Origin of the sequence: Paraburkholderia aromaticivorans (assembly GCF_002278075.1) — a bacterium.
Lineage (GTDB): Bacteria > Pseudomonadota > Gammaproteobacteria > Burkholderiales > Burkholderiaceae > Paraburkholderia > Paraburkholderia aromaticivorans.
Map to the genome: position 1 here is coordinate 586,028 of NZ_CP022990.1, position 22,103 is coordinate 608,130.

The following is a 22,103-nucleotide window of genomic DNA, read 5'->3' on the forward strand; positions in this document are numbered from 1 at the left end:
TCACCCAAGCGTGAACCGGTCCCGCGTCGTTATATAGTCGCTCGCGCCAAAGCGCCCCACCGGAAAATAGTGTTGCAGGCGCACGCGCCACGTCTCGGTGTCGATCAACTCGTCGCGCGCGTGCAACCTATGCACGCGTCCGATGAAGATCTGCCGGCTCGTGGTCTCCAGCGTCTCCCAGGTGGTGCATTCAAATGCGACCGGCGCTTCGGCAATGCGCGGTGGCGCGACGTGCGAACTCGGCAGCGGCGTCAAGCCGACCTCGGTCAGCTCGCTCACGTTCGGCGGCAACCTTTCGCCGCAGCGATGCATTTTGGCCGCGATCGCTTCGTCGGCGAGATGCACCACGAACTCGCCGGTGCGCACGATATTCACCGCCGTGTCCTTGAGCGTACCGTCGGCCACGCGGTTGACGCTGATCATCACGATCGGCGGTTCCTCGCCGAGCATATTGAACATCGAGAACGGCGCGGCGTTGATCGTGCCGTCGGCGCCGAGCGTCGTGACGAGCGCGATCGGACGCGGCACGATCAGGCTCGCCATCAGCTTGTAACGCTGGTATTCGGTGATTGCTGCGAAATCGATTTCCATGTCGGTTGCCTAGTTGGGCGTGACGGATGCGGTAATGCCGAGCAACTGGCCGAGGCTCTTTTCTCCCCGCATCCGCGAGGTTTCGATCCGTTCTTCGATATCGCGCAGATGCGCTTCCATATGCGCGATCGCGCCGGCCGCATCGCGCGCCTCGATGCAATCGACAATCGCCGCATGTTCCGCGTGCTCGCACGGCGCATGTCCAGGCGGTTCATACACGCCCACGATCAGCGAGCAGCGCGAGACCAGTTCCTTCAAATAGTTCTGCAGGATCGAATTACCCGCCAGCGCGGCGATGCGCATATGAAAGCCGCTGGCGAGCGTCGCCCATGAAGGCTGATCGAAGCGATGCATCGCTTCATGCTCGCTCGCGAGCTGTTGACGCAACGCCTTGATGTCCGCAGCCTTCACGCGCTGCACGGCCAGCTCGACCAGCACCCGTTCCACGGAGCGCCGCGCTTCGAAGATCTCGCGCGTTTCCTCGGGCGTGGGTTCGGCGATCACCGCGCCCTTGTTCGGCCGCAATACGACGATGCCGTCGTACGCGAGCTTTTCCAGCACGCGCCGCACCACCGCGCGGCCCACGCCGAATAGCTGGCACAACTCGGGCTCCGGCAGCTTCATGCCGGGCGTCAGACGATGATTCAACACACCGTCGAAGATCGACTGATAGATGCGCGCGTCGAGATCCGCCTCGTCCTTGCGGGCCTTCTTCGCGGTGGCCGCGCCGGCTTTCGCGTTCATGCAACCGCCGGGCGCACCACGCCGTCCCGCTCCAGTCGATCCATATGGTCCGCGATGGCGCCCGGCGTGGTGATCCACACGTCGCCCCGCGCGCGCGCCGCGGCAATATGCTGAAGCGCACGGCGCAAATGCCGCAAACGATACGGCTGTCCCACCAGATACGGATGCAGCGCAATGCCCATGACGAGCGCCTGCGGCTGCACGCCACGATTGGCCTGTTCGAGCATCTCGTCGAACTGGTCGATGATCATATCGGCGAAGGCGCGGCCGTCCATATGACGGCCTACCATCATCGGCAAATCGTTGAGTTCCTGCGGATAGGGAATCGACCAGAGCGGCCCACCGCGCGTGGCCATGCGCACCGGGCGGTCGTCGTGGCACCAGTTCAGCGTATAGCGGTAGCCGGTTTCGGCGAGCAGATCGGGTGTCAGGCGGGACTCTGAAATCCACGGCGAAAGCCAGCCATGCGGCGTCGTGCCCGACACTTCGATGATTCGCTCGCGGCAATGCAGAAGCAGCTCACGTTCGCCGTTTTCGTCCAGATCGCTCTGCCGGTGCGCGTTGGTGTGGCCGTGGCCGATCAGTTCGTCGCCGCGCGCCACGCAGGCCTCGATCAGTTCAGGACAGTGATCGTAGAGCGCGGTGTTGATCAGCGTGCCGGCCGGCAGGTCCAGTTGATCGAACAGTTCGATGCAGCGCCACGCGCCGACGCGATTGCCGTACTCCCGCCAACTGTGGTTCAGCACATCCGGTTGCGGCGAGATCGGGCCGAGCGCCGCGCCGAGCCCCTCGCCGAAAGCAAAGTGTTCGATGTTCAAGCCCAGATAGACCGCGAGCCCGGTATCGCCGGGCCAGCGATAGGCGTCGCTGTCGGTGATCGGCCGGTACGCGAAGCGGCCGTGCGTGGCGAGCAACTGGCGCGCGCGGTTCTCTGCTGCTGGCATGTTCCGTGTGTCGTTCATTTGAAGAAGCCGTGGATGAGGAAACGCGACGGGTGACGCCACGGATGAACCGGGTTGGCCGGTTCATGCCCCGAGACGGACCGAAGACGCACCGTGATCGCGCAGGAAATTTCACCTGGATCGCTAACGATCGACGCAGCGGATCGTTTGCAATATGTGAGCCAACTCGTTGACGTTACGCACACGGGTCGGTCGGCAATCGAACGGCTCGATGCAACGGATGGCACATGTCTTGCATTTGCCTGGGTTCGTTCAGGCGCCGCGTCGACTTTCGTGCGCCCCGCTCTTCGCCGTTCACGAGGACACCTCTTCATGATCCAGCCTGTTTCAACGGTGCTCGAAACCAAAGCCGCCGATATCGAACTGGTGCACGTGTCGAAGCAATATGGCGATTCGCTTGCCGTCGACGCGATCGATCTGCGCATTGCCGGTGGCCAGTACTGCTGCCTGCTCGGGCCGTCGGGATGCGGCAAGACCTCGACCTTGCGCATGATCGCCGGGCATGAATCCGTCACCGAAGGCGACATTCTGATCGCCGGCCGCAACGTCACGCGGGCCGAGCCGGCCGCTCGCGGCACGGCCATGGTGTTTCAGAACTATGCGCTGTTCCCGCATCTGAGCGCGCTCGACAACGTCGCGTTCAGCCTGAAGATGCGTGGCATTGCCAGGGATGTGCGGCGCAAGCGCGCCGCCGAGTTGCTGGAACTGGTCGCGATGTCCGCGTATGCCGAACGCAAACCGGCCCAGCTCTCCGGCGGCCAGCAGCAACGCGTCGCGCTTGCCCGCGCGCTGCTGAACCAGCCGGGCTGCCTGTTGCTCGATGAACCGCTCTCGGCGCTCGATCCGTTCCTGCGCGTGCAGATGCGCGCCGAACTCAAGCGCTGGCAGAAAGAACTCGGCATCACCTTCGTGCACGTCACGCATTCGCAGGAAGAAGCGATGGCGCTAGCCGATCTCGTCGTGGTGATGAGCCACGGCCGTATCGAGCAGAGCGGCACGCCGCATGAAGTGTTCAACCGCCCGCGCACCGAATTCGTGGCGCGCTTTCTCGGCGGTCACAACGTCTTCAACACCAATGGCCGGCTGTTTACCGTGCGCGCCGATCATCTGCGCGTCGTGCCGCATGGCATCACGCCGGTGCAGAACGCCAGCGGCGATAACGGCATGACGCGCATTGGCGGCGTGCCTTGCACGGTGCGCGAAGCCGAGTACCAGGGCACGCATCTGCGCATGACGCTCGACCCGCTCGACGGCTCGCCCGAGTTGGTCTCGCTCGTGAGCGACGGCGATTACGATCCGGCGCGGCTCGGTCCCGAGGCCCGCGTGGTGGTCTGGTGGAACGAACAGGACGCGCATCCGCTCGCAGCCTGAGTCCTGAAGTTTGCGCACGAAAGCGGCATGGCATGGCCGTGCGCGCAACGTCGAACAAGCGGGAACCGAACGTCAATGGAACGTCAACGCAACGTCAACTGAGGAGAAAGCAATGAGTGAAGCGAACGAGAGCCCGGCACCGGCCACTACGGATGGGAAGGAAAAAGGCCTGTCGCGCCGCACGTTCATCAAGGGCGCGGTGGCGGCGGCCGGCATTGCCGGTTTTCCGTACGTGCACGCGCAGGAAAAAATCACGTTGCGCTACCTCGGCACGGCGGTCAATCAGAGCGCCGACATCGCTAAGAAATTCAAGGAAGACACCGGCATCGAGATTCAATATGTGCCGGTGACCACCGACGACGTCGCCAAGCGCATCATCACCCAGCCGAACTCGTTCGACATTGTCGACACTGAATACTTCGCGCTCAAGAAGCTGATTCCGGCCGGCACGCTGGCGGGCATGGACGCGAAGCGCATCAAGCTCGCCGACAGGATCACGCCCGTGCTCACGCGCGGTGAAGTCAACGGCAAGAAGATCGGCGATCAGGGCACCGCGCCGAAGAAGGTGATGTTCCTCACCGGTGCGCGCTCCACGCAATTCTCCGCCACGCCGACCGAGTGGATGACGCTGATTCCCACCACCTACAACGCCGATACGCTCGGCATCCGTCCCGACCTGATCAAGCGGCCCATCGACAGTTGGGCGGAGCTGCTCAATCCGCAGTTCAAGGGCAAGGCCGCGCTGCTGAACATTCCCGCGATCGGCATCATGGACTCGGCCATGGCGATCGAGGCGATGGGTCACGTGAAATACGGCGACAAAGGCAACATGACCAAGGCCGAGATCGATCAGACCATCAAGATTCTGATCGAAGCGAAACGGGCCGGCCAGTTCCGCGCGTTCTGGAAGGACTTCAACGAAAGCGTGAACCTGATGGCCTCGGGCGAAGTGGTGATCCAGTCGATGTGGTCGCCTGCCGTCACCAAGGTCCGCACCATGGGGATTGCGTGCAAATTCCAGCCGCTCAAGGAAGGCTATCGTTCGTGGGCCTCGGGCTTCGGTTTCCCGCGTTCGCTGCAAGGCAAGAAGCTCGACGCCGCCTATGAGTTCGTCAACTGGTTCCAGGACGGCTGGGCAGGCGCCTATCTGATGCGCCAGGGCTATTACCCGGGCGTGCTCGAAACCGCGAAGACGCACATGCAGCCTTACGAGTGGGACTACTGGATCGAAGGCAAGGCCGCCGCGCAAGACATCAAGGCGCCGGACGGCCAACTGCTCGAAAAAGCCGGCACCGTGCGCGACGGCGGCTCGTACAACCAGCGCATGGGCGCGATTGCCTGCTGGAACGCGGTGATGGACGAGAACATCTACATGGTCCAGAAGTGGAACGAGTTCATCGCGGCCTGATCGATTCCGTGGCCGACGCCATGGTTCGACAAGACAGCCGGCGCCCGGCGCGCCGGCTGTCACCGCCTGTCTGAACGCACAGTCATTCCTTAGAAATACGCCCATGGCAACGATCGACCTTCCCTCGCGCGCGCAGGACAAGCCCGTCAAACACCGCCGCGCGCCCGCATGGCTGCAGGCGGCGCCGCTTTCGCTGACCTTCCTGCTGTTTTTCATCGTGCCGCTGGTCATCACGCTGATCGTCAGTTTCTGGGACTTCAACGAATACCAGATCATCCCCGCGTTCACGTTGAAGAATTACGCGGCGATCTTCAACGGCTGTTCGTCGATGACGGACGTCTGCGTCACCGTCAAGACCTACTGGTCGACGCTCAGGTTTTGCGCGATCGTGTGGGCGGTGACCTTGCTGCTGGGTTTTTCGATCGCCTACTTCCTCGCGTTTCACGTACGCACTACGAGCATGCAGACCGTGTTGTTCCTCGTCTGCACGATTCCGTTCTGGACCTCGAACGTGATCCGGATGATTTCATGGATGCCGCTGCTCGGCCGCAACGGTCTCGTCAATCAGGCGCTGCTCGGCGCGCATCTGATCGACCAGCCGCTGGAATGGCTGCTGTATTCGAATTTTTCGGTGGTGCTCGCGTTCGTTCACCTCTACACGTTCTTCATGATCGTGCCGATTTTCAACGCGATGATGCGCATCGACCGGTCGCTGCTCGAAGCCGCGCGCGACGCCGGCGCGAGCGGCTGGCAAGTGGTGCGCGACGTGGTGCTGCCGCTGTCGAAAACCGGCATCGTGATCGGCTCGATCTTCGTCATCACGATCGTGATGGGCGACTTCCTGACGGTCGGCGTGATGGGCGGCCAGCAGATCGCGTCGGTGGGCAAGATCATTCAGGTGCAGACCGGCTACCTGCAATTTCCCGCCGCGGCGGCCAACGCGATCCTTCTGCTCGCCGTGGTGCTGATGATCGTGTGGGGTTTGACGCGGGTCGTCGACATTCGCAAGGAGCTGTGAAGATGCAGGCCATTCGCCTCAAACACCGCGAGCATCGCCCAGCGAGCTTCTATTGGCTCGCGCTGCTGTTCGGCCTGTTCGTGCTGTTTCTGTACGGACCGGTGATCACCATTTTCATTCTGTCGTTTCAAGGCCCTGAAGGCGGCCTCACGTTTCCCATGCGCGGCGTCTCGCTGCACTGGTTCGCGGTGCTGCGCGACGGCGTGGGCGACGTCGATATCTGGGCCGCGTTCGGGCGCTCCGTGCGGCTCGCGGCGGCCGTCACGGTGCTGACGGTGCTGTTTTCCGTTGCGGCGGGCCTCGCCTTTCGCAGAAAATTTCGTGGCGATACAGCGGTGTTCTACGTGTCCGTTGCGAGTCTGATCATGCCGTCCATCATCGTTTCGCTCGGCATCGGCTTGACGTTCCGCCTGCTCGATAACGGCGTGAAGTACTTCGCCTCGGCATGGGGCTATCAGTCTTTCGCCGACAGCTACACCACCTCGATGGGCCTTTTCACCTCCGCGCTCGGCGCGCATCTCACGTGGACGCTGCCGTTCGGTTTGCTGGTCATGTTCGCGGTGTTCAACCGCTTCAATCCGGCTTACGAAGAAGCGTCGCGCGATCTCGGCGCGACGCCGTGGCAAAGTTTCCGGCACGTGGTGCTGCCGATCATCGGCCCCTCGGTGGTAGGAGTCGCCATGTTCGGCTTCACGCTCTCATGGGACGAGATTGCCCGCACCTCGCAAGCGATCGGCGATCAGAACACCTTGCCGCTCGAGCTTCAGGGTCTCACCACCTCGGTGACCACGCCGGTGATCTACGCACTGGGCACCATGACGACCGTGCTCTCGCTGACGGTGATGGGCGTGTGCCTGCTCGCGGTGCGATGGCTGGCGCGCCGGCGCGCGGTGGCGGGATTGACGTAGGCGTTGCGCCGGTGCCGGGCGCTCTGCCCGGCCGGGACGCTGCGGCGAGCATTTCACTCCTGCTGCTAAGAATCGGCCAAATACTTGGTTGCCCGCACCCGTGCCCGTCCCTTACCGTTCTCTGATTGCGCGTCACGCGCGCCTCGTTCCGGAGAACCCATGTCCGCAGTCGAATCGCCAACCCACTCAGACCACAGCATCGCCGACGCCGCGCAACTCTTCGGCGACGATCCGCTGACGCGCCGCTTCGCCCCCGTCTTCGCCCGTATTGCGCAAGGCGCGGTCGAACGCGAGCAGCAGCGCGAACTCGCTTACGCGCCAGTGGAATGGCTGCGTGAAGCGGGCTACACCCGCCTGCGCGTGCCCAAAAAATACGGCGGCGAAGGCATCTCGCTCGCGCAATTCTTCGCGTTGGTCACCCGTCTCGGCGAAGCGGACTCGAATCTGCCGCAAATCCTGCGCGTACACGGCGGCTTTATCGAAGCCCTGCTGGAAAACGGCGACGACGCGCTGCGCGAGCGCTGGCTCACGCGGGTGGCGCAAGGGCAGATCGTCGGGGGCGCGGTGTCCGAGCGCACCGGCGTCACCAACAACAGCGTGCGTCTCACGCAAACGGATGGCGCGTGGCAACTCGACGGCGAGAAGTACTACACCACGGGCACGCTGTACGCCGATTGGGTCGACGTCACCGCGCACGACGGCACGAGCGACGTGCGTGTGCTCGTCGAAGCCGACACGCCGGGCCTCGAACGTATCGACGACTGGGACGGTTTCGGGCAACGGCTCACGGGCAGCGGCACGGCGCGCTTCACTCGCGTGCCGGTCTCGCTCGATAACCTCTACCGTCGCTACAACGCTGCCGAGCCGCGTCGAAACAGCCTGCTCACGGCCTACTATCAGGCGCTGCATGTCGCGAACCTCGCGGGGATCAGCCGGGCAGCCTTGCGCGATGCGGTCGCGTTCACGCAAACCAGAACGCGCACCTTCGGTGTGCCGGGTGCGTCGAGTCCGCGCGACAATCCGCTGGTGCAACGGGTGGTCGGCCGCCTCGCCAGCCTCGCCTATTCGACGCAAAGCATCAGCACGTCGCTCGCGCGCGCCATCGACGAAGTCTCCGTCGCGCGCCAGGAAGGCCGCACCGACGAGCAGACCTACATCCACCTGGACATTCAGACGTTCCAGGCGCAACAAATCGTCATCGAGCAGACGCTGCAAGCGGCGACGCTGCTGTTCGAAGTGGGCGGCGCATCGGCCACCAGCGAGACGCGCCGCTTCGACCGCTACTGGCGCAATGCGCGCGTGCTGGCGTCGCACAATCCGGCGATCATTCGCGAGGCCGCGATCGGTGACTTCTATCTGAATGGCCACGCGCATAACGAGCGCTTCGGGGTGGAGCGGCAGCCGGAGATCGCGGCAGCGGCATAGAGACGGCGGGCTAGAGACGGCGGGATGACGACGGCGTGCGGCGCGCCGCCTTCATGTCGCGCATTCATGTGGCACAGTGTCGACAGGCGCATGCGCTAAGCTTGCGCAATCGAACAGCCCTCATGAGCGCCATGACGAATCTGCCTCCCTACGAGCCTCCGGTCGACGAGAACCAGCTTCTGCTGAAATGGATTCGGCGTGCGCGCGAATCCCAGATGAGTCATTACGACATGGCGGACCTGCTGTCGGCGCGCGACCGCCAAGTCGGCTGGCTCGCCACCGCCTTGACCGCGTTCGTGGGAACCGCGGTGTTCGCCTCCCTGCATGCCACCGCGGTGTCGCCGGAGCTCAGGATCTTTGTCGGCTTCGTGAGCGTGGCGGCCGCGGTCTCCACCGCGTTGCAGACTTTCCTGCGCTATGCCGAGCGCGCCGAAAAACATCGCGCCGCCGGCGCGCGCTATGGCGCGGTGCGTCGCAGGCTCGAAGCGGTTTTTGCGGGCGATGCCGATGCGCGCGACGGCCACTATCTCACCGCGATCCGCGACGAACTCGACCGGCTAGCCGAAGATTCGCCCAACGTGCCGCCGCGCGTGTTCTATCGCACGCAGCGCACGCTGTCCGCGGATACGCAGCGCAGCCGCGACGCCTGAACTCATTCGCCGGCCGTCAGATCTCCGACATCGATACCCAGCTCCGCGGCCATGCGGCGCACTACCGTCTGAAGCCGGCTCACTTCGTCGGCGAGACGCTTCTGTTCGGCCTTGACCGCCTCGAACGCGGACAGCGGCACCGAGTCGTCTTCCGCGCCTGGCTGCGCCAACTCGCTCGCACTCACCTCGCCGCACAAAAGATGCGTCCAGCGGTTCTCGCGCTCGCCCGGCGTGCGCGCCAGTTTCACGACGCGCGGCGGGTCGTTGGCCGCGAGTTCGTCGAGAAACGCCTCGACCGAAGAGATGTCGGCAAAGCCATGCAAACGCGCGCTATTCAGGCGCAACTCGGCGGCGGTTTGCGGACCGCGCAGCAGCAACGTGGTGAGCAACGCCGCCGACTGGCTCGGCAACCCCAGCACGCGGTTCATGTTGTGTTCGAAGCGCGGCACGCGGCTGCTGCTGCCCTCCATCACGAGGCTAAGCCGCTTCAATCCGTCGACGGCGGTCAGCACCTCGGCCTCGGTGGCGTTCATGACCGGCGCGCGGCCGGTTTTCTGGTTGCAGCCCAGCGTCAGCGCGTTGAGCGAAAGCGGATAGCTGTCCGGCACCGTGTGCTGCTTTTCGACGAGCACGCCGAGCACGCGTCCTTCAAGCAAGGTCAACGCGCGGATCGAAGAACGGGGAGAAGTGTCGGGAGTGGAATTCATGAATGATGTCGCGGCATGAGCCGCCGGGTCTCGTGGATGACTGCCTTACCGTTGCACAGCCGGGCGGCGCTTTCTGGTGGGTGGGCACTATGATAAACGGCTCAGGCCGCGGCGGTGTACGAATCTGAGCCGCGGCGGGTGCGCGCGCGGCCATCTGGCACACGGCGTGCTGTCACCGGAAACCCCTTTACTCATGGAGTCGATCAATGCCCCTGCGCCGTCACCGGATCCTGCGCCTGAGCGCCATTTCACTCGTGGTCGGCACGGTGTGCCTGCTCGGCGCCTGCGCGCTCAGCCCGGCAGGCAAGAGCGGCAACGCGCACGTGCCCGAGCCCGCCAAGCCCGTGGACCTGAGCCGCTATCTCGGCCGATGGTATGAACTGGCGCGTTATGAAAACCGCTTCGAGCGCGATTGCGAAGCCGCCACCGCCGACTACGCCACTCGCGACGACGGCCTGATCGACGTCGTCAACAGTTGCCATCAAGGCGCCGTGAACGGACCGCTGGATGTCGCGAGGGGCCGCGCGAAGGTGGTGGCCGGCTCGGGCAATGCCAAGCTGAAAGTGTCGTTCTTCGGACCGTTCTTCTTCGGCGACTATTGGGTGCTGGATCACGCGGACGACTACAGCTGGTCGATCGTCGGCGAACCGAGCGGACGTTATCTGTGGATCCTCACGCGGGAGGCCACGCCCTCCGCCGGCGTGAAAGACGCGTTGATCGAACGGGTTCGCGCGCTGGGTTACGACACGTCGATGCTGCGCATGACCCGACACGAATAAACGAACTCCCGTAGCCGCTTGAAACCGCGAAGAACACTCGAGCCGCGCGCGTTCACCTGATTTTTTCTCGTTGACGCAGTTCCATATTCGAGATAATTTCCCGAATATGGAAAACGCATTCAACGACGATAACGCCATCGACCGTCGCATCGCGCGGCGGCTGCGGGCGCTGCGCGCCGAACGCAACTGGTCGCTCGACGATCTCGCGAGACTCAGCGGCGTCAGCCGCGCCACACTGTCACGCCTCGAGAACGCCGCCGTGAGCCCGACGGCGAGCGTGCTCGGCAAGCTTTGCGTCGCGTACGGCCTGCCGATGTCGCGCCTCATGCACATGGTCGAGGAGGACTTCGCGCCGCTCGTGCCGCGCGACGCCCAGCCGCTCTGGACCGACGCCAGCGTCGGCTTCCGGCGGCGCTCCGTGTCGCCGCCCGCGCAGGCGTTGAGCGGCGAAGCGCTCGAATGCGAACTCGAAGCCGGCGTGCGCATCGCCTACGACGCGTCGCCGCGCCCCGGCCTCGAACATCATCTGATCCTGCTCGAGGGGCAACTGCAGATCACCGTCGACGGCCAACGCCACGACTTGCAACCCGGCGACTGCCTGCGCTATCAACTGTTCGGCCCCAGCGCGTTCGTCACGCCCGCGCACAGCGCGGCCCGCTACCTTCTTTTCATCGTGTGAGCCAGCATGAGCGCGACCACCATCACCCCGTTCTGCGCCGACGACCTCGTGCGCCATCTCCCCGAATTCGGCGCGCTGCTGGGTGCTTGCGTGCATGACGGCGCCAGCGTCGGTTTTGTGATGCCATGTAGCGTCGAAGCGTGCGAAGCGTTCTGGCGCGGCAAAGTGCTGCCTTCACTGCGTGCCGGCGGCCTGGTGCTGCTGGTCGCGCGTCAGGGCGAGGCGCTTGCGGGAACCGTGCAACTGGACTACGACACGATGCCGAATCAGCGGCATCGCGCCGAGGTGCGCAAACTTCTGGTCCATCCGGCCTTTCGCCGTCAGGGCATTGCGCGGGCCTTGATGATCGAACTCGAACGCCATGCGCTTGGGTTGCAGCGCAGCCTGCTCACGCTCGACACCCGCACCGGCGACCGCGCCGAGCCGCTTTACACCGGACTGGGTTACCGGACCGCGGGCGTGATCCCGGGATATGCGCGTGACACGCACACCCATGCGTTCGACGCGACCACCATCATGTACAAGCCGCTCTGAACGGAGCGCGGCCGCGCGTCAAGCCGCGCGCGAATACTTGAACGTGCCCTGCGCGCTGGCGATCAGCAGCTTGCCGTCCACCCACGCCTCGCTGCGCGAGAAGAAGATCGAGCGGCCCGCGCGCTCCAGAAAACCCTTCGCGGTGACCGATTCACCGAGTCCCTTGTCCAGATAGTTGGTGGTCAGCGACAGCGTAAATGCATGCCGCGCCGGGGCGCCGCGCGGCGCGAAGATGCCCGCATAACCCGCCGACGCATCGAGCAGCGTCGCAATCGCGCCGCCTTGCAGCACGCCCTGGCGATTGAGCTTGCTCGCATCGATCGGCATGACCAGTTCGGCGTAACCGTCGCGCCATTGCGTGAGGCGAACGCCGAGCGATTCGAGAAACGGGTTGTCGATGGGAAGGTCGGACATGGGGCTGCCTTTGTGTTCACTGTGTTCGTTGTGTTCGAGAACAGCGATGCGGGATGCGCGGAGCGCCCGCCCGGTGACGAGCAGTCAGCATACTAGCGTTCATGGTTGGGCGTCGCCCTGCCCGGCGTCGAGGCGTAGAGCCGCGTGTCCGTCCGGCTCGTTACCGCCTCGTTAATCGACGACCTGCGTTCGGCCGCACTTGCGCCCACTCGAACGGCCCGATTGCCCGCGCTCGGGCACAATCGTCTTTTCGCCGCGCTTGCGGCCCGATCTCTGAGCGTTGCGCTTCCCTTCCTGCCTCGATGAGTTCAGCCACTCCCGCCGACGGCGCGCCGCACTGGCAGCGCAATCTCTATGTCTGCCTGTTCGGCTCGTTCACGACCATCGTCGCGATGACCCTGCTGCTGCCCTTCCTGCCGCTCTATGTGCAGCAGCTCGGCGTGCAGTCCGCCGCGGCCGCCGTGCAATGGTCCAGCGTCGCGTTCGGCGCAACGTTCCTCGCCGCCGCGCTGGTGTCGCCGCTGTGGGGGCGCATGGCCGACCGCTACGGCCGCAAGCTGATCCTGATTCGCGCGAGCCTCGGCATGGCCATCGTAATGTCCTTGCTCGGGCTCGCGCAGAATGTCTGGCAGCTGGTGGCACTGCGTTTTCTGGCGGGTCTCGTGGGCGGCTATGCGTCGGGCGCGACCGTGATGATCGCCACGCAGACGCCGCGCGCACGCACCGGCTGGGCGCTCGGCACGCTGGCCTCGGGTGTGATGGCCGGCAGTCTCGTCGGCCCGCTGGTCGGCGGCGCGCTGCCGCCGCTGATCGGCATCCGCAACACGTTTTTCATTGCCGGCGCGATGATCTTCTGCGCTTTCATCGCAACCACGTTGCTCGTCAAGGAGCAGCCGCTCGAGCGCACGCGCCGCACATCGCGCGAGGCGCAGGCGGCTACCGGCTGGGCCACCGTGCCGGACCTGCGCCCCGTGCTGGCGATGCTGTTCACCTCAGGCTTGCTGATGTTCGCCAATATGTCGATCGAACCGATCATCACCGTGTATGTCGGCCAGTTGGTGCACGACGCAAGCCATGTCACGCTGGTGTCGGGCTTCGTGATGTCGGCCTCGGCGCTGGGCAGCGTGCTGGCGGCGTCGCGCGTGGGCCGTCTGGCCGACCGGATCGGCGCGCCCAGGGTGATCGTGGCGTGTCTCGGCATGTGCGCGGCTCTGCTGGTGCCGCAGGCATTCGTCACGAGCGGCTTGCAACTCGTGGTGCTGCGCTTTCTGATGGGGCTTGCGCTGGCCGGCCTGTTGCCGTGCATGACGAGCGTGATCCGCCATAACGTGCCCGACCGCTCCGCCGGCCACATTCTCGGCTACGCGACTTCGGCGAACTACGCGGGACAGGTCACCGGGCCGCTCGCGGGCGGCTTTGTCGGCGCGCATTTCGGCATGCAGTCGGTGTTTCTCATCACCAGCGCGTTGATGCTGTGCGGGGCGCTGTTCAACGGCTGGGTGTTCAGGGGTTCGGCTTCGGCGCGCGGCGGGTAACGCGCCGCCAAAAACTCAGCGGCGCGGATCGAGCGCAATGCGCACCGCGAGTCCGGCGAGCACGGTGCCCATCAACCAGCGCTGCACCTGCAGCCACACCGGCCGCCCGGCGAGAAACACGGCAATCGAGCCCGCCATGCTCGCGATCAGCGCATTCACGGTCACGCTGATGACGATCTGCACACAGCCGAGCGCGATCGACTGCGCGAGCACGCTGCCGTGCCCCGGCGAAATGAACTGCGGCAGCAGCGACAGGTACATCACCGCGATCTTCGGATTCGCGAGGTTGGTGACGAGGCCCATGGTGAAGAGCTTGCGGCGGCTGTCGTGCGGCAGGTCGCGCACCTGGAACGGCGAGCGTCCGCCCGGTTTGACGGCCTGCCACGCCAGGTACAGCAGATAGAGCGCGCCGCCGAAGCGCAATGCGTCGTACGCGTAGGGCACGGTCAACAGCAGCGCGGTAATGCCGAAGGCGGCGCAGAACATGTAGAACACAAAGCCGAGCGCAACGCCGCCGAGCGAAATGAGACCCGCGCGGCGCCCCTGGCAAAGCGAGCGCGAAATCAGATAGATCATGTTCGGCCCGGGCGTGAGCACCATGCCGAGCGAGACCAGACCGAAGGCAAGCAGCGTTGTGAAGGCGGGCACGGCATTCTCCTCTGCGAATGGAAGGCGGATGGTGCCGCCAAATATAGCCGATGGCGGCGATTTCAGCCTCGCGGGCGGCTTGAATAATTCGCATGGGCGTATGAGCGGCATTCATCTTCGGACGCGGCGCTCTGCTCGTGTCGGGCCGCCGATGGGCGTTTCTTGCGCGGCGCACCGCAGGAAACACTTGCGGCGATTAATTTTGGACGGTATTGTCGAGCCGTTCTGCAATGCAGCGCGGGAGAGATCGTCAGCGGTTCGTGACGACGCCGACGGAGCAACCGCCCCGGAAACTCTCAGGCAAAAGGACCGCGCAGCAGGAACATCTGGAGAGCGGCGCATCGGCATACCGTGTGCGCCCACCGAAGGGGATTCCCCGCACACGGCTCATATCGGGCCGGCCGCGGTGGGGAAGAAACTCTCAGGTACATGGACAGATGGGGCATCGACGCCGGTTTCGACACGAAATCGACACCGGTGATGCTCAACTACTCTGGACCATGACATGTCACGAATCGCCATTATCGGCGCCGGCATTACCGGCGTCACGACCGCTCACGCCCTCGCCCGGCGCGGCCACCACGTCACTGTGTTCGAACGCCATCGCTATGCGGCCATGGAGACCTCGTTCGCCAACGGCGGCCAATTGTCCGCCAGCAATGCCGAAGTCTGGAACAGTGCGGCCACCGTCATGAAGGGCCTGCGCTGGATGCTCACGCGCGACGCCCCGCTGCTGCTCAATCCCGCGCCCACCTGGCACAAGTACTCGTGGATGGGCGAATTCCTGCGGCAGATTCCGCACTATCGGGCCAACACGGTCGAAACCGTGCGGCTCGCGATCGCGGCGCGCGAGCATCTGTTTTCGATTGCCGAGACCGAGGGCATCGACTTCGATCTCGAACGGCGCGGCATTCTGCACATCTACAAGACCCGCAAGGAATTCGACGCCGCGGGCAAGGTGAACGAACTGTTGCGCGAAGGCGGCCTTGACCGCAGCGCGGTGACGGCGAGCGAGCTGCATGGCATCGAGCCCACGTTGCAGGGCGACTTTTACGGCGGTTTTTTCACGCCGTCCGATTCGACCGGCGATATTCATAAGTTCACGCGCGGGCTCGCCCTGGCGTGCATGCGGCACGGCGTCGAATTTCATTACGATGCCGAGATCACGTCGATCGAACAGCCCGCCGAGGGCCGTTTTTCGCTGCTGGTCAATCTCGAGGGCGAATCGCAGCGTTTCGCGTTCGAGCGGATCGTCGTGTGCGCCGGCGTGAAGAGCCGCGATTTTGCGGCCATGTTGGGCGACCACGTGAACATCTACCCGGTGAAAGGCTATTCGATCACGGTCTGTCTCGACGACGACATCAGCCAGCAGCGCGCACCCTGGGTGAGCCTGCTCGACGATAGCGCGAAGATCGTCACGAGCCGGCTGGGCGCGGATCGTTTTCGCGTGGCCGGCACGGCGGAGATCAACGGTTTTAACCGGGATATCCGCTCGGACCGGATCGCGCCGCTGGTGGACTGGACACGGCGTCATTTCCCCGAGGTGTCGACCTCGCGCGTGATTCCCTGGGCTGGCTTGCGGCCGATGTTGCCGAGCATGTTGCCCAAGGTGGGACGCGGAAAACGGCGCGGCGTGTTCTACAACACCGGCCACGGGCATTTGGGCTGGACGTTGTCGGCCGCGACGGCGCAGGCGCTGGCGGGCGCGATTCAGTAGGCGTGCCCTCGGGGTTTCGCCGACGGCGGCGGCTCGGCATCACGAGCCGCCGCCAAATTTGAAATCCCCGTGCTGCGGGCGTTCGGGCGGCGGCGGTGGCTCGACACCGCCGCCGCCAAACCATGCCAGATTCTCCACTTCTGCTAGTGTTCTTCCATCCGTGTTACTTCGGTGGAGAACCCATGCCGCACGCCCGCGCCGCCAGACTCGAGGCAGACAACACCCGCCTGAGCGATGCGCAGATCGCCGTGGAGGCGACGCGGCGTCTCGCCTGGGACGCCGCAGTGCCTGAACACGCCGTGAAGGTTCACGTCTCGCGCGGCCGCATCACGCTGCGCGGCGAGTTGCAGTGCGATGAGCAACGCACCGCGGCACTCGAAGACGTCACGCGCCTGTTCGGCGTAACAGGCATTTCGGATCACACCGTCATCAAGCCCGAGTGAAGTCAGCCCGCATCGGATTGCCGCAACAGCGCGCGGCAATGCCGCGCGATCTGCTTTTCCTCTTCGGTGTGAATCGCCCTCACCTTGCCCGCCGGATCGTTTTCCGTCAGCCCCATGAAAGCGAGCCCGTCGCATACGCGCCTGCGGATCTCCTGGCTGTGCTCGCCAATCCCGCCGGTGAACACCAGCAAATCGATTCCGCCCAGCAACGCCGCATAGCCGCCGATCGTCTTGCGCACGGCGGTCGCGAACGCATCGAGCGCGAGCGACGCGTTCGGATCGCCCGCCGCAGCGCGTCTTTCCAGCGCCTGCATATCGCTCTCGCCAGCCGCGTAGCCGGCAAGTCCGCTCTCGCGATTCAGCAACGTCTCCAACGCGCCGGCATCGAGTTTCTCCACGCGCATCAGATAGAGCAGCACGCCCGGGTCGAGATCGCCGCTGCGCGTGCCCATCGGCACGCCGCCGGTCGGCGTCAGGCCCATCGAGGTATCGACCGACTGGCCGTCGCGCAACGCGCACACGCTCGAACCGTTGCCGAGGTGCGCGAACACGGCGCGCGCCGGCAAGTCGGCGCCGAGCCGCGTCACCAGCGATTCGTACGATAGCCCGTGAAAACCGTAGCGCATTACACCGGCCTGCGCATAACGGCGCGGCAACGCGAGTTGCGCCGCGCGCGGCGGCAGCGTGGCGTGAAACGCCGTGTCGAAGCAGGCGAAGTGCGGTGCATCGGCGAAAATGGTTTCGGCCTCGTCGATCAACGCAAGCGCCGGCGGAATATGCAACGGCGCAAAGTGCACGGCGTCGTGCAACTGACGGCGCAGGTCGGCGGTAATCCGCTGATGCGTGCGCAGGTGCGGCCCGCCATGCACCACCCGATGCCCCACCGCCGAAGGCCGCGCATGATGCTGTTGCGCGAGGACCTGCGCGAGCTTTTGCAGCGCATCGGTCTGCGATTCCAGTTCATGCTCCCGCTGCAGCAGCAAGCGGCCATCGGGCGCCTTGATCCGCAAACTGCCGTCGCCGCGGCCAATGCCTTCCGCGCTGCCTTCCAGCAAGAGCGTTTCGTCACCGCCCGCGAGCCTGAACAGCCCGAATTTCAGCGACGACGAACCGCTGTTCAACACCAGAATGGTTGGATCGTCAGCATCGTCTGGAGCGCGCATGATCATGTCTCGCTCAACCTTTCCACGTCCAGTTGCGGATCTCTTCCCGGTCGATACCCTCGGCATGCGCATACGCCAGGTGCTCGATGATCTGCCCACGCAACCATTCCTTCGCGTGGTCGCCGACACCCCGCAGCTTCGGCACGCGATCGATCACGTCGATGGCCAGCGAGAAGCGGTCGACCTGGTTGATGATCGCCAGTTCGAGCGGCGTGTTGATGTTGCCCTTCTCGTGATAGCCGTGCACATGCAGGTTGTCGTGGTTCGTGCGGTTGTAGGTCAGCTTGTGAACCAGCGAAGCATACGAGTGGAAATTGAAAATCACCGGCTTGGCCGCGGTAAACAACGAGTCGAAGTCGCGGTCGGACAGGCCGTGCGGATGCGCGTGCTCCGGCATCAACCGGAACAGGTCGACCACGTTGACAAAGCGGATCTTCAGGTCGGGGAAACGCTCCTTCAGAATCTGCACGGCGGCGAGCGCCTCCATGGTCGCGATGTCGCCTGCGCAGGCCATCACCACATCGGGCTCGACGCCCTGATCCGTCGACGCCCAGTCCCAGATGCCGATGCCCTTGGTGCAATGCGTGACCGCCGCGTCCATGTCGAGATACTGCAAATGCGGCTGCTTGTCGGCGACGATCACATTGACGTAGTCGCGCGAGCGCAAACAATGATCGGCGACGCTCAGCAGGCAGTTCGCGTCCGGCGGCAGATAAATACGCACCACGTCCGGGCTTTTATTGGTGACGACATCCAGAAAGCCGGGGTCCTGGTGCGTAAAGCCGTTGTGATCCTGGCGCCACACGAGCGAGGTGATCAGCAAGTTGATCGACGGCACCGGCTGCCGCCAGCCGAGATCGCGTTTCGCCTTCTCCAGCCACTTGGCGTGCTGGTTGAACATGGAATCGATCACGTGGACGAATGCTTCGTACGTGGCGAACAAACCGTGCCGGCCGGTCAGCACGTAACCTTCGAACCAGCCTTCGAGCGTATGTTCGCTGAGCATTTCCATCACGCGGCCGTCCACCGCGAGTTCGCCGCCGTCCGCGTCGCCCGGCTGGGTTTGCGCGAGCCAGGTCTTTTCGGACGCTTCATAGATCGCGGTCAGCTTGTTGCTGGCGGTTTCGTCGGGGCCGAACACGCGAAAGTTCGTCATGTTCCTGCGCATTACGTCGCACAGGAATTTGCCGAGCACCTCGGTCGGCGACGTATAAGCGCCGGCCGGTTTTTTCACCGCGACCGCGTAATCGCCAAACGGCGGCATGTCGAGCGTCTTGCACAGCAAGCCGCCGTTCGCATGCGGATTGGCGCTGATGCGGCGCGCGCCCTTCGGCGCGAGTTCGCGCAGCTCCGGCACGAGGCGCCCTGCTTCGTCGAACAGCGACTCGGGCGCGTAGCTGCGCAGCCAGCTTTCCACCAGCTTCAGGCTCTTGCTGTTCGTGACCGGATCGAGCACCGGCACCTGATGCGCGCGCCACGAGCCTTCCACCTTGTGGCCGTCGACTTCCTTCGGGCCGGTCCAGCCTTTCGGCGAACGCAGCACGATCATCGGCCAGCGCGGCCGCGTCGCGTCGTTGCTCGCGCGCGCATGCTGCTGGATCGCGCGGATTTCGCCGATGCACTGCTCCAGTGTCGCCGCCATCTGCTGATGCATGACGTCGGGATCGTCGCCTTCGACGAAATACGGCTTGTGGCCGTAGCCGGTCAGCAAGGCTTCGAGCTCCTCGCGGGGAATGCGCGCGAGAATGGTCGGATTGGCGATCTTGTAGCCGTTCAGATGCAGCACCGGCAACACCGCGCCGTCACGGATCGGATTGAGGAATTTGTTCGAGTGCCACGAGGTGGCGAGCGGACCGGTTTCCGCTTCGCCGTCGCCGATCATGACCGCGACGATCAGCTCGGGGTTGTCGAACGCGGCGCCGTAGCCGTGCGAGAGGCTATAGCCGAGTTCCCCGCCTTCGTGAATCGAGCCGGGCGTCTCGGGCGTGCAATGCGAGCCGATGCCGCCGGGAAACGAGAACTGCCGGAAAAAGCGCTGCATGCCGGCGGCGTCTTCGCTGCGGTCGGGGTAGATTTCCGAGTAATGACCTTCCAGATAGCAATGCGCCAGCGTGGCCGGCGCGCCATGACCGGGACCGGCCACGTAGATCACATTCAGATCGAGCTTGTTGATCAGCCGGTTCAGATGCACGAGCAGAAAACTCTGCCCCGGGTCGGAGCCCCAATGCCCCAGCAGACGGTTCTTGATGTGTTCGGGTTTGAGCGGTTCGCGCAGCAGCGGATTGTCGCGCAGATAGATCATGCCGGCCGAAAGGTAGTTGCAGGCGTGCCAGTAGCGATCCATGTTGCGCAACGTATCGGCGTCGAGGGTTTGCGGCGGCGTAGGACGGGAGGTTGCTTCAGCCACGGCGTCACTCCTTGAAAGGACTGTCAGGCGGGTTAGCGGGTGCGGCGGCGATGTGGTTCGCGATAGAGCCGGCGCGCAAAAATCGGCACTGCCGGCCGTCTCGTCATGCGCATGACATAACGCAGGCGTAGCGGTCAGGGCCCTTTACAGCAGCTCCGATGCGACTTTTCATGCAGCGCTTTGCGCCGATACCCGGCGCACGTCACGCAGTGTGACAGGAAGCGCGCCGCATGGTTCTACGCATTCGTCCATCGCTTGAGCCAACACATGTCGGCCTGGATTCCGGGCACTCGGCCTCGCGCCGCATACGCTAGACTTAAGCGCACATTAAGTGAATGCGTTTAAGCTCGTCATGCCGCGTGCACTACGGCGGAGCGCGGACCACATCTGACGCATTCCGCTTCGCTCGCCTTCCTTAACCGACCACTCGATCATGCCGACACCCAGCCGCTTCAAAGCACCATTGATCCTCGTTATCACATTCGTGCTGCTGTTCGCGGGTGTCGCTGTCCTGATCGGCGTGTTCGGCTTGCTGGTCAAGCTGTTCGGCCACGGCTGAGCAGCCCCGCGCGGGCGTGGCCGGCGCAAAATGTGTATCCTGAACGATCTTGCCGGCGCCTTTGCATGTGTCGTCCCGCGTTTGCGAGACGGACGGCGCCCGGCTTCATTGCAAGGAGAGGCCATTGACGGACCACGCTGATACTTCCCCGCCCTCCGGCCAACCCGTCGATCCGGAGTTGCTCGAACTGGCGCAGCAGGTCTTCGACCTCGCGCGGCGCGGCGACGCCGCCATGCTCGCGGCGGTGATCGAAAAAGGCGTGCCGCCGAATTTGCGCAACGACAAGGGCGACAGTCTCGTCATGCTCGCCAGCTACCATGGTCACGCGCAAGCCGTACGCACGCTGCTCGAGCACGGCGCCGATCCCAATCTGCGCAACGACAACGGACAGACGCCGATTGCGGGCGCGGCCTTCAAGGGCTTCGACAGCGTGATCGAAACCTTGCTCGCGCACGGCGCGGATGTCGAAGGCGCGTCGCCGGACGGACGCACCGCGTTGATGATCGCCGCGATGTTCAATCGCACGGCGATCATGGACTTGCTGATCGCGCATGGCGCGGACCCGCAAGCCCGCGATACGAACGGCGTGACGGCGCTAGATGCGGCCGGCCGCATGGGTGCCGGCGATGCGCAAGCGCGCCTGAAGGCGCTCGGTTCCTGAGTTGGAGCACGGCTCGCTCGCGGCGCGTGTGCCTCTGTGCGTGCGGACACCCTGCAACAGAGGCTCGCAAGCGCCGCGAACAACGCTAGCCTTTGTCCGCCAACAGCCACTCCACGTCGATCTCCACCAGATCCCCGATGCGCTCCACTGTCACATCCGCCGGCGGATTGCTGGAGATCTCTTTCGGATCGAACGCGTAGTGCCCCTGGCGGGGAAAGACCGTCGTCAGCCTCGCGCCCCAGGCCCGTTTCATGGCGGTCAGAATCCGCAGCTTGTCGTCCACCATCACATAGTGGCGGGCGGGATAGCACTCCATCACCTGGTCGAGCATCAACTCCTTGTGGATGTAGATCAGCACCCGCCCTTCGACTTCATCCCATAGCCCCGAACGGGCAATCTTGCGCGGCTGGAACACCACGTCGCCGTCGGAGAGAATGACCGTGGGACCGTGCGCGCGCAGATGCCGCAGCGCATCCAGCGCGCCCGGATACAGGCGGTTCGCGAACGGATATTCGATCAGGAACGACGACATCATCAGGAGCCGCGTGTCGCGCGGCTGCTCCAGACGATACCGTTGCAACGCGCCGAGGTAGTCGGCATAACCGAGCTCCGTGCGCAGGGTCTCGAAGATTTCCCAGTAGCGCGTGCTGTTCTGTGCGCCGAACTCCCTCACCATGTGCGCGCGCAGGTCCTCGAGCACATGGTCGTTGTCCAGCAAGGTGTTATCGCAGTCGAACAGAAACACGACATCGTGCGGCGTCGCGGTAGCGGCTTGCATGG

Annotated in this window: 23 protein-coding genes and 1 riboswitch; of the genes, 14 read left to right on the plus strand and 9 right to left on the minus strand. The window is 64.4% G+C overall.

What is annotated here, in order from left to right; translation table 11 throughout:
- Genes CJU94_RS22370 through CJU94_RS22380 form a run of 3 tightly spaced genes read right to left on the minus strand, consistent with a single transcriptional unit; the run spans position 1 to position 2,297 of the window.
- Complete coding sequence (locus tag CJU94_RS22370; RefSeq protein ID WP_095420881.1) at positions 1 to 591, minus strand: flavin reductase family protein; 591 nt, start codon at positions 589 to 591, stop codon at positions 1 to 3.
- 9 nt (positions 592 to 600) lie between these two features.
- A complete protein-coding gene (locus CJU94_RS22375; protein WP_095420882.1) occupies positions 601 to 1,335 on the minus strand; it encodes a GntR family transcriptional regulator in 735 nt (244 codons plus the stop codon).
- Positions 1,332 to 2,297 (minus strand): polysaccharide deacetylase family protein, encoded by a 966-nt coding sequence (locus CJU94_RS22380; protein WP_095420883.1) that lies wholly within the window; start codon positions 2,295 to 2,297, stop codon positions 1,332 to 1,334. Before CJU94_RS22380 ends, CJU94_RS22375 begins: the two co-directional genes overlap by 4 nt.
- Positions 2,298 to 2,609: 312 nt before the next feature.
- Between CJU94_RS22380 and CJU94_RS22385 the strand changes: the two genes are divergently transcribed.
- The 6 genes from CJU94_RS22385 to CJU94_RS22410 all read left to right on the plus strand — a co-directional run bounded on the left by CJU94_RS22385 (position 2,610) and on the right by CJU94_RS22410 (position 9,077).
- Positions 2,610 to 3,668 carry an ABC transporter ATP-binding protein gene (locus CJU94_RS22385; RefSeq protein ID WP_095420884.1) on the plus strand — a complete coding sequence of 353 codons (1,059 nt, stop codon included), beginning with the start codon at positions 2,610 to 2,612 and terminating at the stop codon, positions 3,666 to 3,668.
- Positions 3,669 to 3,780: 112 nt separating this feature from the next.
- Entirely contained in the window at positions 3,781 to 5,076 is a 1,296-nt protein-coding gene (locus tag CJU94_RS22390; protein WP_095422741.1) for an ABC transporter substrate-binding protein, read from the plus strand.
- A gap of 103 nt (positions 5,077 to 5,179) precedes the next feature.
- The gene (locus tag CJU94_RS22395) at positions 5,180 to 6,094 is read left to right on the plus strand and encodes an ABC transporter permease (protein ID WP_095420885.1); all 915 of its coding nucleotides are present in this window, start codon (positions 5,180 to 5,182) and stop codon (positions 6,092 to 6,094) included.
- 2 nt (positions 6,095 to 6,096) lie between these two features.
- Positions 6,097 to 7,002 (plus strand): ABC transporter permease, encoded by a 906-nt coding sequence (locus CJU94_RS22400; RefSeq protein ID WP_095420886.1) that lies wholly within the window; start codon positions 6,097 to 6,099, stop codon positions 7,000 to 7,002.
- A gap of 159 nt (positions 7,003 to 7,161) precedes the next feature.
- Entirely contained in the window at positions 7,162 to 8,427 is a 1,266-nt protein-coding gene (locus CJU94_RS22405) for an acyl-CoA dehydrogenase family protein (protein ID WP_095420887.1), read from the plus strand.
- A 131-nt stretch (positions 8,428 to 8,558) separates the two neighbouring features.
- Positions 8,559 to 9,077: an SLATT domain-containing protein gene (locus tag CJU94_RS22410; RefSeq protein WP_095422742.1), complete on the plus strand. Its 519-nt coding sequence runs from the start codon at positions 8,559 to 8,561 to the stop codon at positions 9,075 to 9,077.
- Positions 9,078 to 9,079: 2 nt separating this feature from the next.
- Here CJU94_RS22410 and CJU94_RS22415 read toward each other — a convergent pair whose 3' ends face one another.
- Positions 9,080 to 9,784 carry a YceH family protein gene (locus tag CJU94_RS22415; protein ID WP_095420888.1) on the minus strand — a complete coding sequence of 235 codons (705 nt, stop codon included), beginning with the start codon at positions 9,782 to 9,784 and terminating at the stop codon, positions 9,080 to 9,082.
- A 206-nt stretch (positions 9,785 to 9,990) separates the two neighbouring features.
- Here CJU94_RS22415 and CJU94_RS22420 point away from each other — a divergent pair, with 206 nt between their 5' ends.
- From CJU94_RS22420 to CJU94_RS22430, 3 genes are all read left to right on the plus strand, one after another.
- The gene (locus CJU94_RS22420) at positions 9,991 to 10,563 is read left to right on the plus strand and encodes a lipocalin family protein (protein ID WP_095420889.1); all 573 of its coding nucleotides are present in this window, start codon (positions 9,991 to 9,993) and stop codon (positions 10,561 to 10,563) included.
- 106 nt (positions 10,564 to 10,669) lie between these two features.
- Complete coding sequence (locus CJU94_RS22425; protein WP_095420890.1) at positions 10,670 to 11,242, plus strand: helix-turn-helix domain-containing protein; 573 nt, start codon at positions 10,670 to 10,672, stop codon at positions 11,240 to 11,242.
- Between the two features lie 6 nt (positions 11,243 to 11,248).
- Positions 11,249 to 11,776, plus strand: a complete 528-nt coding sequence (locus CJU94_RS22430) for a GNAT family N-acetyltransferase (RefSeq protein ID WP_095420891.1) — start codon at positions 11,249 to 11,251, stop codon at positions 11,774 to 11,776.
- 18 nt (positions 11,777 to 11,794) lie between these two features.
- Here the strand turns inward: CJU94_RS22430 and CJU94_RS22435 are convergent, their stop codons facing one another.
- On the minus strand, positions 11,795 to 12,190 hold the full coding sequence (locus tag CJU94_RS22435) for a PaaI family thioesterase (RefSeq protein WP_095420892.1): 396 nt from the start codon (positions 12,188 to 12,190) through the stop codon (positions 11,795 to 11,797).
- Positions 12,191 to 12,492: 302 nt separating this feature from the next.
- Here CJU94_RS22435 and CJU94_RS22440 point away from each other — a divergent pair, with 302 nt between their 5' ends.
- A complete protein-coding gene (locus CJU94_RS22440; protein ID WP_095420893.1) occupies positions 12,493 to 13,725 on the plus strand; it encodes an MFS transporter in 1,233 nt (410 codons plus the stop codon).
- Positions 13,726 to 13,740: 15 nt separating this feature from the next.
- Here the strand turns inward: CJU94_RS22440 and CJU94_RS22445 are convergent, their stop codons facing one another.
- A complete protein-coding gene (locus CJU94_RS22445; protein WP_095422743.1) occupies positions 13,741 to 14,373 on the minus strand; it encodes a LysE family translocator in 633 nt (210 codons plus the stop codon).
- 228 nt (positions 14,374 to 14,601) lie between these two features.
- Positions 14,602 to 14,695, plus strand: a riboswitch (glycine riboswitch).
- A gap of 183 nt (positions 14,696 to 14,878) precedes the next feature.
- Between CJU94_RS22445 and CJU94_RS22450 the strand changes: the two genes are divergently transcribed.
- The gene (locus CJU94_RS22450; protein WP_095420894.1) at positions 14,879 to 16,090 is read left to right on the plus strand and encodes a D-amino acid dehydrogenase; all 1,212 of its coding nucleotides are present in this window, start codon (positions 14,879 to 14,881) and stop codon (positions 16,088 to 16,090) included.
- 182 nt (positions 16,091 to 16,272) lie between these two features.
- A complete protein-coding gene (locus CJU94_RS22455) occupies positions 16,273 to 16,533 on the plus strand; it encodes a BON domain-containing protein (protein ID WP_095420895.1) in 261 nt (86 codons plus the stop codon).
- A 2-nt stretch (positions 16,534 to 16,535) separates the two neighbouring features.
- Here CJU94_RS22455 and CJU94_RS22460 read toward each other — a convergent pair whose 3' ends face one another.
- Together CJU94_RS22460 and CJU94_RS22465 are read right to left on the minus strand one after the other, a co-directional pair.
- Positions 16,536 to 17,696 carry an acetate/propionate family kinase gene (locus CJU94_RS22460; protein WP_095422744.1) on the minus strand — a complete coding sequence of 387 codons (1,161 nt, stop codon included), beginning with the start codon at positions 17,694 to 17,696 and terminating at the stop codon, positions 16,536 to 16,538.
- A 13-nt stretch (positions 17,697 to 17,709) separates the two neighbouring features.
- Positions 17,710 to 20,103, minus strand: a complete 2,394-nt coding sequence (locus CJU94_RS22465; RefSeq protein ID WP_095420896.1) for a phosphoketolase family protein — start codon at positions 20,101 to 20,103, stop codon at positions 17,710 to 17,712.
- A 433-nt stretch (positions 20,104 to 20,536) separates the two neighbouring features.
- Between CJU94_RS22465 and CJU94_RS42280 the strand changes: the two genes are divergently transcribed.
- Together CJU94_RS42280 and CJU94_RS22470 are read left to right on the plus strand one after the other, a co-directional pair.
- The gene (locus CJU94_RS42280; RefSeq protein ID WP_279636654.1) at positions 20,537 to 20,662 is read left to right on the plus strand and encodes a hypothetical protein; all 126 of its coding nucleotides are present in this window, start codon (positions 20,537 to 20,539) and stop codon (positions 20,660 to 20,662) included.
- A 124-nt stretch (positions 20,663 to 20,786) separates the two neighbouring features.
- Positions 20,787 to 21,323 carry an ankyrin repeat domain-containing protein gene (locus CJU94_RS22470; protein WP_095420897.1) on the plus strand — a complete coding sequence of 179 codons (537 nt, stop codon included), beginning with the start codon at positions 20,787 to 20,789 and terminating at the stop codon, positions 21,321 to 21,323.
- A gap of 85 nt (positions 21,324 to 21,408) precedes the next feature.
- On the opposite strand, the gene CJU94_RS22475 is transcribed toward CJU94_RS22470, so the two are convergent.
- Entirely contained in the window at positions 21,409 to 22,101 is a 693-nt protein-coding gene (locus CJU94_RS22475; protein ID WP_095420898.1) for an HAD family hydrolase, read from the minus strand.
- Positions 22,102 to 22,103 lie beyond the last annotated feature (2 nt).

Excerpts from the sequence above, each read along its gene's own strand:
- CJU94_RS22385 (WP_095420884.1), top strand. The coding sequence starts at position 2,610 with ATGATCCAGCCTGTTTCAACGGTGCTCGAAACCAAAGCCGCCGATATC.
- CJU94_RS22400 (WP_095420886.1), top strand. The coding sequence starts at position 6,097 with ATGCAGGCCATTCGCCTCAAACACCGCGAGCATCGCCCAGCGAGCTTC.
- CJU94_RS22435 (WP_095420892.1), bottom strand. The coding sequence starts at position 12,190 with ATGTCCGACCTTCCCATCGACAACCCGTTTCTCGAATCGCTCGGCGTT.
- CJU94_RS22430 (WP_095420891.1), top strand. The coding sequence starts at position 11,249 with ATGAGCGCGACCACCATCACCCCGTTCTGCGCCGACGACCTCGTGCGC.
- CJU94_RS22380 (WP_095420883.1), bottom strand. The coding sequence starts at position 2,297 with ATGAACGACACACGGAACATGCCAGCAGCAGAGAACCGCGCGCGCCAG.
- CJU94_RS22390 (WP_095422741.1), top strand. The coding sequence starts at position 3,781 with ATGAGTGAAGCGAACGAGAGCCCGGCACCGGCCACTACGGATGGGAAG.
- CJU94_RS22395 (WP_095420885.1), top strand. The coding sequence starts at position 5,180 with ATGGCAACGATCGACCTTCCCTCGCGCGCGCAGGACAAGCCCGTCAAA.
- CJU94_RS22460 (WP_095422744.1), bottom strand. The coding sequence starts at position 17,696 with ATGCGCGCTCCAGACGATGCTGACGATCCAACCATTCTGGTGTTGAAC.
- CJU94_RS22425 (WP_095420890.1), top strand. The coding sequence starts at position 10,670 with ATGGAAAACGCATTCAACGACGATAACGCCATCGACCGTCGCATCGCG.
- CJU94_RS22370 (WP_095420881.1), bottom strand. The coding sequence starts at position 591 with ATGGAAATCGATTTCGCAGCAATCACCGAATACCAGCGTTACAAGCTG.
- CJU94_RS22455 (WP_095420895.1), top strand. The coding sequence starts at position 16,273 with ATGCCGCACGCCCGCGCCGCCAGACTCGAGGCAGACAACACCCGCCTG.
- CJU94_RS42280 (WP_279636654.1), top strand. The coding sequence starts at position 20,537 with ATGCCGACACCCAGCCGCTTCAAAGCACCATTGATCCTCGTTATCACA.
- CJU94_RS22375 (WP_095420882.1), bottom strand. The coding sequence starts at position 1,335 with ATGAACGCGAAAGCCGGCGCGGCCACCGCGAAGAAGGCCCGCAAGGAC.
- CJU94_RS22415 (WP_095420888.1), bottom strand. The coding sequence starts at position 9,784 with ATGAATTCCACTCCCGACACTTCTCCCCGTTCTTCGATCCGCGCGTTG.
- CJU94_RS22420 (WP_095420889.1), top strand. The coding sequence starts at position 9,991 with ATGCCCCTGCGCCGTCACCGGATCCTGCGCCTGAGCGCCATTTCACTC.
- CJU94_RS22475 (WP_095420898.1), bottom strand. The coding sequence starts at position 22,101 with ATGCAAGCCGCTACCGCGACGCCGCACGATGTCGTGTTTCTGTTCGAC.
- CJU94_RS22440 (WP_095420893.1), top strand. The coding sequence starts at position 12,493 with ATGAGTTCAGCCACTCCCGCCGACGGCGCGCCGCACTGGCAGCGCAAT.
- CJU94_RS22405 (WP_095420887.1), top strand. The coding sequence starts at position 7,162 with ATGTCCGCAGTCGAATCGCCAACCCACTCAGACCACAGCATCGCCGAC.
- CJU94_RS22450 (WP_095420894.1), top strand. The coding sequence starts at position 14,879 with ATGTCACGAATCGCCATTATCGGCGCCGGCATTACCGGCGTCACGACC.
- CJU94_RS22410 (WP_095422742.1), top strand. The coding sequence starts at position 8,559 with ATGACGAATCTGCCTCCCTACGAGCCTCCGGTCGACGAGAACCAGCTT.